General features: G+C 64.3%; 13 protein-coding genes. 6 read left to right on the top strand and 7 right to left on the bottom strand.

Going from position 1 to position 12511, the window contains the following annotated elements; translation table 11 throughout:
* The first annotated feature begins 121 nt into the window (after nt 1-121).
* On the top strand, nt 122-862 hold the full coding sequence (locus GGR38_RS08110; protein WP_183624375.1) for a glutathione S-transferase family protein: 741 nt from the start codon (nt 122-124) through the stop codon (nt 860-862).
* An 18-nt stretch (nt 863-880) separates the two neighbouring features.
* Here the strand turns inward: GGR38_RS08110 and GGR38_RS08105 are convergent, their stop codons facing one another.
* The 4 genes from GGR38_RS08105 to GGR38_RS08090 all read right to left on the bottom strand — a co-directional run bounded on the left by GGR38_RS08105 (nt 881) and on the right by GGR38_RS08090 (nt 5597).
* Nucleotides 881-1291, bottom strand: a complete 411-nt coding sequence (locus GGR38_RS08105) for a GFA family protein (protein WP_183624373.1) — start codon at nt 1289-1291, stop codon at nt 881-883.
* A 1-nt stretch (nt 1292) separates the two neighbouring features.
* Nucleotides 1293-2369, bottom strand: coding sequence for an acyltransferase family protein (locus GGR38_RS08100; protein WP_183624370.1), 1077 nt, complete (start codon nt 2367-2369; stop codon nt 1293-1295).
* Nucleotides 2369-4366 carry a DNA topoisomerase IV subunit B gene (gene parE, locus GGR38_RS08095; protein ID WP_183624368.1) on the bottom strand — a complete coding sequence of 666 codons (1998 nt, stop codon included), beginning with the start codon at nt 4364-4366 and terminating at the stop codon, nt 2369-2371. The genes GGR38_RS08100 and parE overlap by 1 nt, the downstream gene beginning before the upstream one ends.
* Before the next feature lie 67 nt (nt 4367-4433).
* Nucleotides 4434-5597, bottom strand: coding sequence for a penicillin-binding protein activator (locus tag GGR38_RS08090; RefSeq protein ID WP_183624366.1), 1164 nt, complete (start codon nt 5595-5597; stop codon nt 4434-4436).
* Nucleotides 5598-5648: 51 nt separating this feature from the next.
* On the opposite strand from GGR38_RS08090, the gene rsmI reads away from it, so the two are divergent.
* The 4 genes from rsmI to GGR38_RS08070 are packed head-to-tail and all read left to right on the top strand — an operon-like array spanning nt 5649 to nt 8948.
* Nucleotides 5649-6476 (top strand): 16S rRNA (cytidine(1402)-2'-O)-methyltransferase, encoded by an 828-nt coding sequence (rsmI, locus tag GGR38_RS08085; protein WP_183624364.1) that lies wholly within the window; start codon nt 5649-5651, stop codon nt 6474-6476.
* Nucleotides 6473-6844 (top strand): YraN family protein, encoded by a 372-nt coding sequence (locus GGR38_RS08080; RefSeq protein WP_183624362.1) that lies wholly within the window; start codon nt 6473-6475, stop codon nt 6842-6844. The genes rsmI and GGR38_RS08080 overlap by 4 nt, the downstream gene beginning before the upstream one ends.
* A 20-nt stretch (nt 6845-6864) precedes the next feature.
* Entirely contained in the window at nt 6865-7866 is a 1002-nt protein-coding gene (gene gshB, locus GGR38_RS08075) for a glutathione synthase (RefSeq protein ID WP_183624360.1), read from the top strand.
* Nucleotides 7866-8948, top strand: coding sequence for an acyltransferase family protein (locus GGR38_RS08070; protein ID WP_183624359.1), 1083 nt, complete (start codon nt 7866-7868; stop codon nt 8946-8948). Before gshB ends, GGR38_RS08070 begins: the two co-directional genes overlap by 1 nt.
* Here GGR38_RS08070 and GGR38_RS08065 read toward each other — a convergent pair.
* Together GGR38_RS08065 and hemW are read right to left on the bottom strand one after the other, a co-directional pair.
* The gene (locus GGR38_RS08065; protein WP_183624357.1) at nt 8945-9865 is read right to left on the bottom strand and encodes a tyrosine recombinase XerC; all 921 of its coding nucleotides are present in this window, start codon (nt 9863-9865) and stop codon (nt 8945-8947) included. The two genes, GGR38_RS08070 and GGR38_RS08065, sit on opposite strands and share 4 nt — an antisense overlap.
* Nucleotides 9862-11010: a radical SAM family heme chaperone HemW gene (hemW, locus tag GGR38_RS08060; protein ID WP_183624355.1), complete on the bottom strand. Its 1149-nt coding sequence runs from the start codon at nt 11008-11010 to the stop codon at nt 9862-9864. The genes GGR38_RS08065 and hemW overlap by 4 nt, the downstream gene beginning before the upstream one ends.
* 44 nt (nt 11011-11054) lie before the next feature.
* On the opposite strand from hemW, the gene GGR38_RS08055 reads away from it, so the two are divergent.
* Entirely contained in the window at nt 11055-11600 is a 546-nt protein-coding gene (locus tag GGR38_RS08055; protein ID WP_183624353.1) for a CAP domain-containing protein, read from the top strand.
* Nucleotides 11601-11868: 268 nt separating this feature from the next.
* Here GGR38_RS08055 and rdgB read toward each other — a convergent pair whose 3' ends face one another.
* Nucleotides 11869-12489: an RdgB/HAM1 family non-canonical purine NTP pyrophosphatase gene (gene rdgB / locus GGR38_RS08050; protein ID WP_183624351.1), complete on the bottom strand. Its 621-nt coding sequence runs from the start codon at nt 12487-12489 to the stop codon at nt 11869-11871.
* Nucleotides 12490-12511 lie beyond the last annotated feature (22 nt).

The raw sequence follows: 12511 nt of genomic DNA, 5'->3' as shown, positions 1-12511 counted from the left end.
CGCCACCATCGCGCCGAGGGCCTGAAACTGATCGGGAATCTGCCGGGTATTTTTCCCACCACTTGTATGCATTGCTTACATTCCTTAAGGTCGGCGCAAAGCACAAGAGGATGCCCATACGATGCTCAAACTCTATTCCTTTGGCCCCGCCGCCAATTCAATGAAGCCGCTGCTCACCCTTTATGAAAAGGGCACGCCCTTTGAAGGGCACCGCCTGAACCCGGCCATCTTTGAACATCATCAGGATTGGTTCAAGGCCATCAATCCGCGCGGACAGGTGCCAGCTCTGGTCGATGGCGACAAGGTGATTACCGAAAGCACGGTGATCTGCGAATATCTTGAGGATGAACACCCCGGCGAGGTGAAGCTGCGCCCCGCCGATTCCTATGGCCGCGCGCAAATGCGGATCTGGACCAAGTGGGTCGATGAATATTTCTGCTGGTGCGTCTCGACCATCGGCTGGCACCGCTATGTCGGCAATATGGTCAAAAGCCTGAGCGATGCCGAATTCGAGGAGAAGGTGAAGGGCATTCCCGTCTTTGAACAACAGGTCAAATGGCGCCGCGCGCGCGAGGGATTCCCGCAGGATCTGCTCGACGAGGAAATGCGCAAGATCGCCTTTTCGGTCAAGCGCCTCAACGACCATCTGGCCGACAATGAGTGGCTGGCGGGCGGCATGTTCACCCTGGCCGACATCTGCAATTTCGCCATCGCCAATGGCATGAATTACAGCTTCCCCGAATTGGTGAATGAGGCCGATGCGCCGCATCTGGTGCGCTGGATCGCCCAGATCAATGCGCGTCCGGCGGTGCAGAAAATGTTTGCCGAAGTACCGATGGAAAAGCTGCGCCCGCAGGATTGAGGCCCACGGGCGCCGCTTTTAGGCAGGCGGCGCCTTGGGGAATTGCGGCAGGGCAGGGTCCATCACCGCCCATGACGGGGCGCTGGCGGTCCAGATGATGCCGGTGGGCTTGGCGATCTCAGGATTGTCCAAGGCCCCCGCGCGAATGCGATAGGCCACCGGCGGATCGAGCAGCGGCCGCGAAAACACATGGCTGCCGCAGGCGGTGCAAAAAGCGCGCTCGACCGTGTTGCCGCTGTCGGCGACCTTGTGATGCAGAGTCACCGGCCCCGTCACCGTCACATTTTCCGGCGCGAACAAGGCGTTGACCGTGGCCGATCCGCTGGCGAGCCTTTGGCAGTCATGACACCAGCACATGCGCGCGGCGATGGGATCACCCTCCAGCGCGAGCTTCACCGCGCCGCACAGGCACTGTCCGGTATGGGTCATCTCAATTCTCCTTGGCAATCCAGCGCGCCGTGGCCCAGCGCCGCAGGGGGTCATCCCAAAGCCGCAGCGCCGCCCAGCCCAGCGCCACCGAGCCGATGTAAAGCACCGGCGCCCAGAGGGCCAGATTATGCGGATGCGGGTCCAACGCCATATCCCAATACCAGTAGATGAAGGGATAATGGATGATATACAATGGGTAAGACAGGCGGCCCAGCGCCTTGGCCAGCTTGCGCATGCCCGCGCTCATCCGCGAATGGGCGCCCATCAGGATGATGAGCGGGAAGAGCAGCCCGACATAAGCAAATTCCAGCAGGCCATTGGCCCAGCCCGGCTTGCCCCCCGGCACGCCTGCGGCAAAAGCCACCGCCATCACGATGGCCAATCCGCCAAAGCTCATCCGCAAAGGCGTAAGGCGCGGCAGGATACGGCGCAGCAGGATGCCGAAGATGAAGGGAAACGCCAAGCGCGCCTCCGCCATCCACCAATGGCTCCACCCCCAGCCGACCGAGAGATTGCCATAGGCCACCGCGCCCCAAGCCAGCAGTCCGCCCGCCGGGATCAGCAACCATGCCAGCACGCGCGGCGACAGGCGGTGCAGCACCAGTCCATAGGCCACCGAGCCGATATATTCCTGAAACAGCGTCCATGTCGGTCCGTCGAGCGAATGGGTGTCCTCGGCCCGGTCCGCCAGCGTGGGATAGGGCAGCAGGAAAAGCCCCATGACCACCGCCGTCCAGAACCGGCCGTCAACCACATGGGCCGCATGGGGGAAGGGGGCAAACACCCAGGCCAGCGCGCCGATCAGCGTGGCCAGCGGCACGATCGGATGCAGCCGGACAAAGCGGCGCAGCATAAAGCCGCCAAAGCCCAGCCCCTCGGCCATGCGCCGGTCATAGGCATGGGCGATGACAAAGCCCGAGAGCGCAAAGAAGAAATCCACCGCCAGCGCGCCGTGCGGCAGCCAATTGTCCGCCATCACGCCTTTGGACAGGATCTCGCCGATATGAAACACCAGAACCAGCAGCGCGGCGACACCGCGCAAGCCGTCCAGCACCTCGAAATGCGATTTGGTGGCCATTAGGCGTCGATCATTTCCGGGTCGATGTCGGCGGCGCGGTTCTGGATGAAGTGGAAGCGGTGTTCCGGGTTGCGGCCCATCAGGCGGTCCACCAGATCCTTGACCTGCGCCCGGTCCTCATATTCCTGCGGCAGCGTGATGCGCACAAGGCTACGCTTGGCCGGGTCCATCGTGGTTTCGCGCAATTGCTGCGGGTTCATTTCGCCAAGACCCTTGAACCGGCCCACCTCGACCTTCTTGCCTTTGAACTTGGTCTTTTCCAGCTCGGCCCGATGCGCGTCATCGCGGGCATAGGCGCTCTCCTTGCCCGCTGTCAGGCGGTAGAGCGGCGGCTGGGCCAGATAGAGATGGCCGCGTCGCACGATATCGGCCATTTCCTGAAAGAAGAAGGTCATCAGCAGCGTGGCGATATGCGCGCCGTCAACATCGGCGTCGGTCATGATGATGATGCGGTCATAGCGCAGATTGTCCGGGTTGCAGTCCTTGCGCATCCCGCAGCCCATCGCCAGCGAAAGGTCGGCGATTTCCTGATTGGCGCGGATCTTGTCCATGCTGGCGCTGGCCACGTTCAGGATTTTACCCCGGATCGGCAGGATGGCCTGCGTCTTGCGGTCGCGGGCCTGTTTCGCGCTGCCGCCCGCCGAATCGCCTTCGACGATGAACAGTTCGGTCTCGCCTTCGCCTTCGCCGCTGCAATCGGTCAGCTTGCCCGGCAGGCGCAGCTTGCGTGCATTGGTGGCGGTCTTGCGCTTGACCTCGCGCTCCGCCTTGCGGCGCAGGCGTTCGTCCATCCGCTCCATCACATGGCCCAGCAATGCCTTGCCGCGTTCCATATTGTCGGTCAGGAAATGGTCGAAATGATCGCGCACCGCGCTTTCCACCAGGCGCGCGGCCTCAGGGCTGGTCAGGCGGTCCTTGGTTTGCGACTGAAACTGCGGATCGCGGATAAAGACGCTGAGCATCGCCTCGCAGCAGGTCACCACGTCCTCGGGCGCGATGTCCTTGGCCTTCTTATTGCCCACCAACTCGCCAAAAGCGCGGATGCCCTTGGTCAATGCCGCGCGCAGGCCCTGTTCATGGGTGCCGCCATCGGGCGTAGGGATGGTGTTGCAGTAATAGGAATAGGCGCCCTCGGACCACAAAGGCCAGGCAATAGCCCATTCGACGCGGCCATTCATCTCGCCGGGGAAATCCTGCGTGCCCGAAAAGGGCGTGGCGGTCACGCATTCGCGCTTGGCGATCTGTTCGGCCAGATGGTCGGCAAGGCCGCCGGGAAACTGGAACGTGGCTTCGGCAGGCACATCCTCGCTGGCCAGCGAGGGCGCGCATTTCCAGCGGATTTCGACGCCGGCAAACAGATAGGCCTTCGAGCGCACCAGTTTGAACAGGCGGGCGGGCTTGAAGCGTGCATCGGCCCCGAAGATTTCCGGGTCGGGCGTGAACTGCACCGATGTGCCGCGCCGATTGGGCGCCGCGCCGATCTTTTGAATGGGGCCAAGCGTTTGCCCGCGCGAAAATTCCTGAGCAAACAATTCCTTGTTGCGCGCCACTTCAACACGGGTCAGCGTCGAGAGCGCATTGACCACGCTGATGCCCACGCCGTGCAGACCGCCGCTGGTGGCATAGGCCTTGCCCGAAAACTTGCCGCCCGAATGGAGCGTCGAAAGGATGACCTCCAGCGCCGATTTGCCGGGGAATTTGGGATGTTCATCGACCGGAATGCCGCGACCATTGTCGACAATCGTGATCCGCCCCGCCGCGCCGGGGGCTTCCTCAAGATACACCTCGATCCGGTTGGCATGGCCCGCCACCGCCTCGTCCATCGCATTGTCGAGCACTTCGGCGACAAGGTGATGGAGCGCGCGTTCGTCGGTGCCGCCAATATACATGCCCGGTCGGCGGCGCACAGGCTCAAGGCCTTCAAGCACCTCGATCGCCGAGCCGTCATAAGCCTCGCCCGAAGGGCCGCGTGGGGTTTCAAACAGATCGTCCGACATGGACGACAGCCTAGACCGGCGTTGCGCCCGAACGCAAGCGCCCCACGCCCTGAAATCCCCTGAAACCTCAGTCCTCGAAGCGGGTGGGCGCGGGGCTGAGCACATTGATAGCCCCGCCGCGCGCCTCGCGCACTTCCAAGGCGCGCTCGATCACCTGATTGGCGCTGAAACGGAAGATGCCGTCCAGCCCAAGGAACCCGCCCCGATCCAGCAGGCGTCCGGTGGGGAAGGGTGTGCCCGGCGCCCATTCGCGCGCAATGCGCAGGGTCAGCAGCACGCTGTCATAGCCCAAAGTGGCCGCGCGATAGGGAGATTGCCCAAAGCGCGCCTTATAGCTTTCGGTAAAGCGGCCAAAGCGCTGATCGGAAAGCGCGGCAAACCATGCGCCGTTCAGCGCAGGCGTGCGCGCCACCACGGCTTCGCCGGCCCACAATTCATTGCCCAGAATGCGCAGATTGGGCGCCGCGACCTTCAGCAGAGGCGCCGCCTGCGCCGCCATGGCCGCCGTATCGCCGATCACCACCGCATCAAACGCCCCGCGCCCCTTCAGCCGTCGCACCGCCGCCGTCAGCGCGCCCTTGGACCGGTCATAGCTTTCCATGCCCACCAGCGTACCGCCCGCCGCGCGCACCGCCGCGATGGTGGCATTGCCCGCACGCTCGCCATAATAGCCCAGCGGCATCAGCGCGGCAAAGCGCGTCACCCCTTGCGCGCGGGCATATTTGACCACGCGGGCGATGGATTGGGCCGGGACCGTGCCCATCACAAAGACATCATTGCCCGCCGCGCCTGCATCCCCGCTATAGGAGATCACCGGCACATGGCCCGCACGCGCCGTCTGCGCCACGGCCAGCGCATCTTCGCCCAGCATCGGCCCCAGAATCAGCCGGTTGCCATCGGCCAGCGCTTTGGCCGCCGCGCCCGGCGCGCCCAGCGAGGTGTCATAGGTAGTGATGCGGATCTTGGTGGCATTGGTGTCCAGCAAGGCCATGGTGGTGGCATGTTCCATTGCCTGACCCACAGCGCCGCCCGGGCCCGATAGCGGCACCAGCAGCGCGATGCGGTGGCGGCCTTCGTCGGTGGGCAATTGCGCGGTGGGCGGGGGCGGCGCATTGGGCGTTTCCACCGGCGCCTTGGGCACGACCGCGCAGGCCGAGAGCAGCGCCGTCGCGCCAAGAGCGAGGCTTTTGCGCCAAAGCGTGCGGTATGCGGGGGCCCCGGGCTGTTCCATCTTTTTTGTCCTGTTGGCTTGCTCCGTTCGGCCCTGCTATGAAGCTGACCTATGGAACAAAAACTCTCTTCTGGCCTGTATATTGTCGCCACGCCAATTGGCAATCTCCGCGATATCACCCTGCGCGCGATCGAGACATTGCGAGACGTGGCGGCGGTGGCCTGTGAGGATACGCGGGTTACCGGGCGATTGTTGCAGCATCTGGACATCAAACAGCGCATGATCCGCTATGACGACCACGCCGATGAGCGCGCGCGCGAAGGGCTGCTGGCGCTGATGGCGGATCAGCCTGTGGCGCTGGTGTCGGATGCGGGGACGCCGCTGGTGTCCGATCCGGGCTATCGCCTTGTGCGCGAATGCCGCGAGCGGGGCATTCCCGTTACCTCCATTCCCGGCCCCAGCGCGGCGATTGTCGGCATTACGCTATCGGGCCTACCCTCGGACAAGTTTCTGTTTGCCGGATTTCTGCCGTCCAAGGAAAAGGCGCGCGAACATGCTCTGGCCGAGCTGGCGGTGGTACCCTCGACGCTGGTGTTTTACGAAACCGCGCCGCGTCTGACCGATGCTCTGGCCGCGATTGCCAAGGTTCTGCCGGGGCGCGAAGTGGCCGTGGCGCGCGAATTGACCAAGATGTTCGAGGAATGCCGCAGCGGCACGCCCGACGAACTGATCGACCATTACACCGCCAACCCGCCGCGCGGCGAGATCGTGCTGATGGTCGGCCCGGCGGCGGCCGAGGCGGCCAGTATGGAGGATGCCGAAAAGCTGCTGCGCGAACAATTGCGCGAGCTGAAGCCCAGTCAGGCCGCCGCCGCCGTTGCCAAGGCCACCGGGCTGGATCGCAAGGCGCTGTATGCTCTGGCGCTCACCTTGAAATGACCTGGCGGCGCGAGGCCGACCGCGTCGCCGCCGAGGCGCGCGGGCGGCATGGCGAAACGCTGGCCTGCGACTGGTTGCGCGATCAGGGTTTCGAGATTGTGGCCCAGCGCGTGAAAACCCCGCGCGGCGAGGTGGACATTATCGCCCGACGGCCCGGATTGGTGGTTTTCGTCGAGGTCAAATGGCGCGCCCGCGAGACCGATCTCGATTTTGCCATCGACCAGCGCCGCCTGACCCGCGTGGCGCGCGCGGCCGAATTGCTGTGGCCGGAGTATGAGAAAGCTGGCGATGACATGCGGATAGATATTCTGCTGCTTGCGCCCGGCGCGATGGTGCGCCACATCGCCAACGCATGGATGCCAATGTGATCCATTTGGAGAATAGACTGATGTCGCTTCGTATTGCCGTCCAGATGGACCCGTTGCCCTCGATCAATGTCGCGGGCGATTCCACCTTTGCCCTGATGCTCTCGGCTCAGGCGCGGGGGCATTCGCTGTGGTATTACGATGTCGGCACGCTGGCATGGGAATCGACGCCGGACGGAAAAGGCCGGGTTTCGGCATGGGCCGCCCCCGTCATAGTGCACCGTCCGCAGAGTAGCGAAGCGCATTACAAGCTGGGCGAATTTGCCACTATCGATCTGGGCGCGGACATTGATGTAGTGCTGATGCGTCAGGATCCGCCCTTCGACCTTGGCTATATCACCGGCGCGCATATCCTTGAAAAGCTGAAGGGCACCACGCTGGTCATCAATGACCCGGAACAGGTGCGCAATGCGCCTGAAAAGGTGTTCGTCCTCGATTTCGCGCAATTCATGCCGCCAACGCTGGTTGCGCGCCGGATCGAGGATGTGCGCGGCTTTCAAAAACGCATGGTCGAGCGCGGTTTCGGCGGCGATCTGGTGATCAAACCGCTGCATGGCAATGGCGGCAAGGCGGTGTTCCGTGTGCCGGCCAGCGGCGACAATCTGGGCGCGCTGATCGAGGTGTTCACCCAGATGTGGAAGGAGCCCTTCATGGTGCAGCCCTTCCTGCCCGACGTGTCCATGGGTGACAAGCGCATCGTGCTGGTCGATGGCGAGGTGGCGGGCGCCATCAACCGCCGTCCGGGCGAGGGCGAATTCCGCAGCAACCTTGCCGTGGGCGGCAGCGCCGAGGCGACCGAATTGACCGAACGCGAGGCAGAAATCTGCCGCGTGCTTGGCCCGGAACTGCGCGCGCGCGGGCTGGTGTTTGTCGGCATTGACGTGATCGGCGGGCAATGGCTGACCGAAATCAACGTAACTTCGCCCACCGGCATTGTCGCCATCGACCGTTTCAACAACAGCGATTGCGGCGCGATGATCTGGGCCGCGATCGAGCGGCGGCATAAGGATATGACGGCAGGTTAATGATCCGCCTCGATCAACTGACGGCGCTGCGGTTTTTCGCGGCGCTGGCGGTGCTGGCCTCGCATCTCTGGCCGTTGGCCGAATATCCCAATGCGCTTCAGCCCCTCGCGCGCACCCTCTTTCACGAGGGTTATGCGGGCGTGTCCTTCTTCTTCATGCTCTCGGGCTATATCCTCGCCCATACCTATCAGGCGCGGCTGGCGCAGGGACGGATCGGCGGCTGGCACTATTTCACGCTTCGGCTGGCGCGCGTGCTGCCGCTGCACTGGCTGGTTGGCGTGCCGCTGGCGGTGCTGGCGCTGGTTCAGGAAGGTGCGGGCGTTTGGCCCAAGGTGGCGGTCAATCTGCTGCTGCTTCAGGCATGGGTGCCGCATGCCGACTGGTATTTCACCATCAATGAACCAAGTTGGAGCCTGTCGGACGAGGCGTTTTTCTATGCCTGTTTTGCCGGTTTGGCGCTGATGCCGCTGCGGCGGCTCGGCTGGCTGGCAGCGGGGTTGCTGGCGCTCAATCTGGGGGTGGCGATCTGGCGCGTGGCATCGGGGCAGGGGGCGATCATTGCGGGCGATGAGCCGACCCTGACCCATTGGCTGACCTATATCAGCCCGGTTTCTCGCCTGCTCGATTTTATGCTGGGGATGCTGGTCTATCGCCTGCCGCGCCGGGGCGGGACGGGGGCAGAGATCACCGCGCTGGCGCTGCTGGTGGCCGCGATGGTGGCCTATCCGCTGTTGGGCCTGCCCGATGTGTGGCGGATGCAACTGGCCTATCTGCCGCTGATGGCCTTGTTCATCTGGATCTTTGGCGCAGGGGGCGGGGTTTTGTCGCTCTGGCTGGCGCGACAGGGTTGGCTGATCCTGCTGGGCGATGCGTCCTTTGCGCTTTATCTGGTGCACCTGCCGGTGGTGCATGGCGCGCTGGCGGTGCAGGACTGGCTGGGCGATGATGCGCTGCCCTGGCTGCCATGGGCGGGGCTGGTCAGTCTGGCCGTGGTGGCGCTGTCGGTGGCGGTCTATCGCTGGGTCGAGGTGCCGGTGCTGCGCTGGATGCGGCCCCGGATTGACGGGTGGTTCCGGGGTTAATCTTCCGCTCTGGGATGCGCATTGCGATAGGCGTCGAGCAGCACGGCGGCATCCACCCTTGTGTAAACCTGCGTCGAGGACAGGCTGGCATGGCCCAGCAATTCCTGAATCGAGCGCAGATCCGCCCCCGCGCCCAGCAGATGCGTGGCAAAGGAATGGCGCAGCGCATGCGGCGTGGCCGTATCGGGCAGGCCGAGCATCCCGCGCGCATCGGCCACCGCCTTTTGCACCGCCGATTGATAGAGCGCCGCGCCTTTCACCGTGCGAAACAAAGCCTTGTCCCGCTCGACCGGATAGGGACAGGCGGCCAGATAGGCCGCAATCGCCTCGCGCACGGCGGGCAGGATGGCGATCACGCGCTGCTTGCTCCGCTTGCCGGTGATAGTCAGCCGGTCGCCCATCGGCCAGTCCGCGCCGGTCAGCGACAAAGCCTCGGCGATGCGAAGTCCTGCGCCATAGAGCAGCAGCAGCACTGCCCGGTCGCGCAATCCCTGCCAGTCATCGCGCGCATTGACCGCGACCAGATCGGCAAGATCGGTCGCCTCGTCGGGCGTGATCGGGCGGGGGATGCCGCGCTTGATCCGGGGGCCGCGCAGGCGGGGCGGGGCGGGCTTGACCATGCCCGCCTTTTCGCGGGCAAAGCTGAGGAAGCCGCGCAAGGCCGACAATTCGCGCGCGACCGAGATATTGGCGATGCCATCCTCGCGCCGCTCGGCCAGAAAATGGCGCAGGCCCGCCGTATCCACCCGCGCCAGCGCCGCCCAATCATAGGCCTCCAGCGCATCCATCACCCGCCCCGCCGTGGCCATATAGGCGCGCACGGTATGCGGGCTGCGCCGGCGGGCATCGGTCAGATGCGCGTGCCATGCGGCCAGCACTTCGGCGCGGGCGACGAGGAAGGCGGCCGCCTCGTTCATCCGGCCAATCCGTCGGGCGTGACCTGCGCGATCAGGCTGTTCAAGACCAGCATCCCGGCCTCGGTCGCGCCGATGCGCGGGCCTTCCAGCCACATCAGCCCTTGACGGATGAACAGCGCCAGCTTGTCCGCCTCGATCAGATCGCCCTGCGCCAGACCCAATCGCGCGGAAAGTGCCGCCACATCCAGCCCCTCGGCCAGACGCAGGCCCATCAGCACCGCCTCGGCCCCCTGTTCGGCGGGGGAAAGTGCGCGCTCCTCCTGCGTGCCATGGCCCTTGGCCGCGACCGAGGTGAGCCAGTTTTCGGGCTTTTTATGCCGTGTCGTGGCAAATCCTCCGCGCCGCCCATGCGCGCCCGGCCCGATCCCGGCATAGTCGTGATAGCGCCAATAGGTCAGGTTGTGGCGGCTTTCCTGTCCGGGGCGGGCGTGGTTCGACACTTCATAGGCGGGCAATCCGGCGCGCGCGGTGATCTCGCGGGTCAGGGCGAACAGGTCGGCTGCCGGATCATCCTCAAGCGGGGCAAAGGCCCCTTCGCGCACCAAAGTGGCAAAGCGCGTACCTTCCTCGATGGTGAGCTGATAGAGTGAGAGGTGATCGGTGCCCAGCGCGAGGGCGCGGGTCAGTTCGGCCTCCCACGCATCGGCGGACTGATCGGGGCGGGCATAGATGAGGTCGAAGCTGACGCGCGAGAAATGCTCCTGCGCCACGCAGAGCGCGGCCAGCGCCTCGTCCACGCCATGCAGGCGGCCAAGGAAACGCAGCGCCGCATCATCCAGAGCCTGAACCCCCAGCGAGACGCGATTGACCCCCGCGCTGGCCAGAGCGGCGAAATTGGCAGCCTCCACGCTCGATGGATTGGCCTCCAGCGTGATCTCGATGCCGGGGGCAAAACCCCAAAGACGCTCGGCTTCCTCCAGCAAGGCGGCGACCAGTGCGGGCGGCATCAGGCTGGGTGTACCGCCGCCGAAAAATATGCTCTCCAGCGCCTCGCCACCCGCCAGTTCGGCCTCGCGGAGCAGGTCGGCCAACAGCGCGCGGCGCCACAATTCATGGTCGACCCCATCGCGCACATGGCTGTTGAAATCGCAATAGGGGCATTTCTTGAGACAGAAGGGCCAGTGAATATAAAGTGCGCGTGCCATGGCTTCTTCACGCTGGTTTAAGGTTGAGATGTCAAGGGGCGGGTATGATGCGCCATGCTTTTGTCCTCTGTTGCCTGATCGGCGGCCCGGTTTCGGCTGCCCCTGCGATCACTCCGGTTGCCGTCTATGGCTCCGGCCCGCCCGCCATGGCGCCCGCTCTGGCGGCGCGCGCGCTGGCGGCGCATAACCGCGAAAGGGGGCGGATGAGCGAGGCACCGCTGGTCTGGGACGAAGCGCTGGCGCAAGGCGCGCTTGATTGGGCGCAGGAACTGGCCCGCAGCGGAAAGTTCGAACATGCCTCGGCCGAGCGACGCAAAAAGGCGGGCGAAAACCTGTTTATGGGCACGGCGGGCGCATACCCGATCGAAACCATGATCGAGCAGTTCATCTCCGAACGCGACGATTTCCTGCCTGGCACATTCCCCGCCGTCACCCGCGACGGCAATTGGCGCAATGTCGCCCATTACACCCAGATCGTCTGGCGCGGGACGCAGAAGGTGGGCTGCGCCATGGCGCGCGGGCCGAGGGATGATTTCCTCGTCTGCCGTTATTGGCCTGCGGGGAATATTTTTGGGCAGAAGGTGCCGTAAGGGGTTTTGAGGGTTTGGAGTTTTGCCTCCGGCGGGCAAAGGGCGGGGGCCCTTTGCAATCCCATTATGGGGTTGTGCATCATTTGCAACGAAACATGATGTGCTGTCGTTTTAAAGCCTGCGGCGCGGTGAGCTAACACCCGATAGCGCCGCAGGCTCTAAAATCTGAACGCCGCGCTTTTAGCGGTTCGGCTGAACCACGCGTGCAACGCCTACATTAACGGGATTGCAAAGGGTCAAGACCCTTTGCCCGTCGGAGGCATAAACCTTACCCGAACTGATCCGCCACCAACTTGGCAAAGGCATCGGCGCGGTGGCTGATCTTGGCCTTATCGGCGGGGGGGATTTCAGCGAAGGTCTGATTATAGCCGCGCGGGATGAACACCGGGTCGAAGCCGAAGCCCAGACGTCCGCGCGGGGGCCATGTCATCGTGCCGTCGACCCGGCCTTCATAGACCGCATCGACTCCATCGGGCCATGCCAGCGCCAGCACGCAGGCGAAATGCGCCGCGCGGCCCACGTCCGGCCCGTGTTCGCACAGCAGGCCCTCGACCTTGCCCATGGCCATGAACCAGTCGCGGCCTTCGGGACCTTCGTACCAGTGGCGTTCAGCCCAGTCGGCGGTGTAGACGCCGGGCCGCCCGCCCAGCGCCTGAACACACAGGCCCGAATCGTCGGCCAGCGCAGGCAGCCCGCTTTCTACCGCGGCGAAACGCGCCTTGATCAGCGCGTTTTCGATAAAGGTGGTGCCGACTTCCTCGGGCTCTTCCAGTCCCAGTTCGCCCGCCGATACGCATTCCAGTCCATAGGGGGCCAGCATCTTCTGCATCTCGGCCAGTTTGCCCAGATTATGCGTGGCGATCACGATCTTGCCGGAAAGTCTGGTCATCGGCGCTTGGCCCCTTTGGCGG

Origin of the sequence: Novosphingobium sediminicola (assembly GCF_014196525.1) — a bacterium.
GTDB classification, from domain to species: Bacteria; Pseudomonadota; Alphaproteobacteria; order Sphingomonadales; family Sphingomonadaceae; genus Novosphingobium; species Novosphingobium sediminicola.
The sequence above is the reverse complement of the archived record's forward strand: the minus strand, read 5'-3'. Positions and strand labels throughout refer to the sequence as shown.

Excerpts from the sequence above, each read along its gene's own strand:
- GGR38_RS08110 (WP_183624375.1), top strand. The coding sequence starts at position 122 with ATGCTCAAACTCTATTCCTTTGGCCCCGCCGCCAATTCAATGAAGCCG.
- GGR38_RS08105 (WP_183624373.1), bottom strand. The coding sequence starts at position 1,291 with ATGACCCATACCGGACAGTGCCTGTGCGGCGCGGTGAAGCTCGCGCTG.
- GGR38_RS08100 (WP_183624370.1), bottom strand. The coding sequence starts at position 2,369 with ATGGCCACCAAATCGCATTTCGAGGTGCTGGACGGCTTGCGCGGTGTC.
- parE (WP_183624368.1), bottom strand. The coding sequence starts at position 4,366 with ATGTCGGACGATCTGTTTGAAACCCCACGCGGCCCTTCGGGCGAGGCT.
- GGR38_RS08090 (WP_183624366.1), bottom strand. The coding sequence starts at position 5,597 with ATGGAACAGCCCGGGGCCCCCGCATACCGCACGCTTTGGCGCAAAAGC.
- rsmI (WP_183624364.1), top strand. The coding sequence starts at position 5,649 with ATGGAACAAAAACTCTCTTCTGGCCTGTATATTGTCGCCACGCCAATT.
- GGR38_RS08080 (WP_183624362.1), top strand. The coding sequence starts at position 6,473 with ATGACCTGGCGGCGCGAGGCCGACCGCGTCGCCGCCGAGGCGCGCGGG.
- gshB (WP_183624360.1), top strand. The coding sequence starts at position 6,865 with ATGTCGCTTCGTATTGCCGTCCAGATGGACCCGTTGCCCTCGATCAAT.
- GGR38_RS08070 (WP_183624359.1), top strand. The coding sequence starts at position 7,866 with ATGATCCGCCTCGATCAACTGACGGCGCTGCGGTTTTTCGCGGCGCTG.
- GGR38_RS08065 (WP_183624357.1), bottom strand. The coding sequence starts at position 9,865 with ATGAACGAGGCGGCCGCCTTCCTCGTCGCCCGCGCCGAAGTGCTGGCC.
- hemW (WP_183624355.1), bottom strand. The coding sequence starts at position 11,010 with ATGGCACGCGCACTTTATATTCACTGGCCCTTCTGTCTCAAGAAATGC.
- GGR38_RS08055 (WP_183624353.1), top strand. The coding sequence starts at position 11,055 with ATGATGCGCCATGCTTTTGTCCTCTGTTGCCTGATCGGCGGCCCGGTT.
- rdgB (WP_183624351.1), bottom strand. The coding sequence starts at position 12,489 with ATGACCAGACTTTCCGGCAAGATCGTGATCGCCACGCATAATCTGGGC.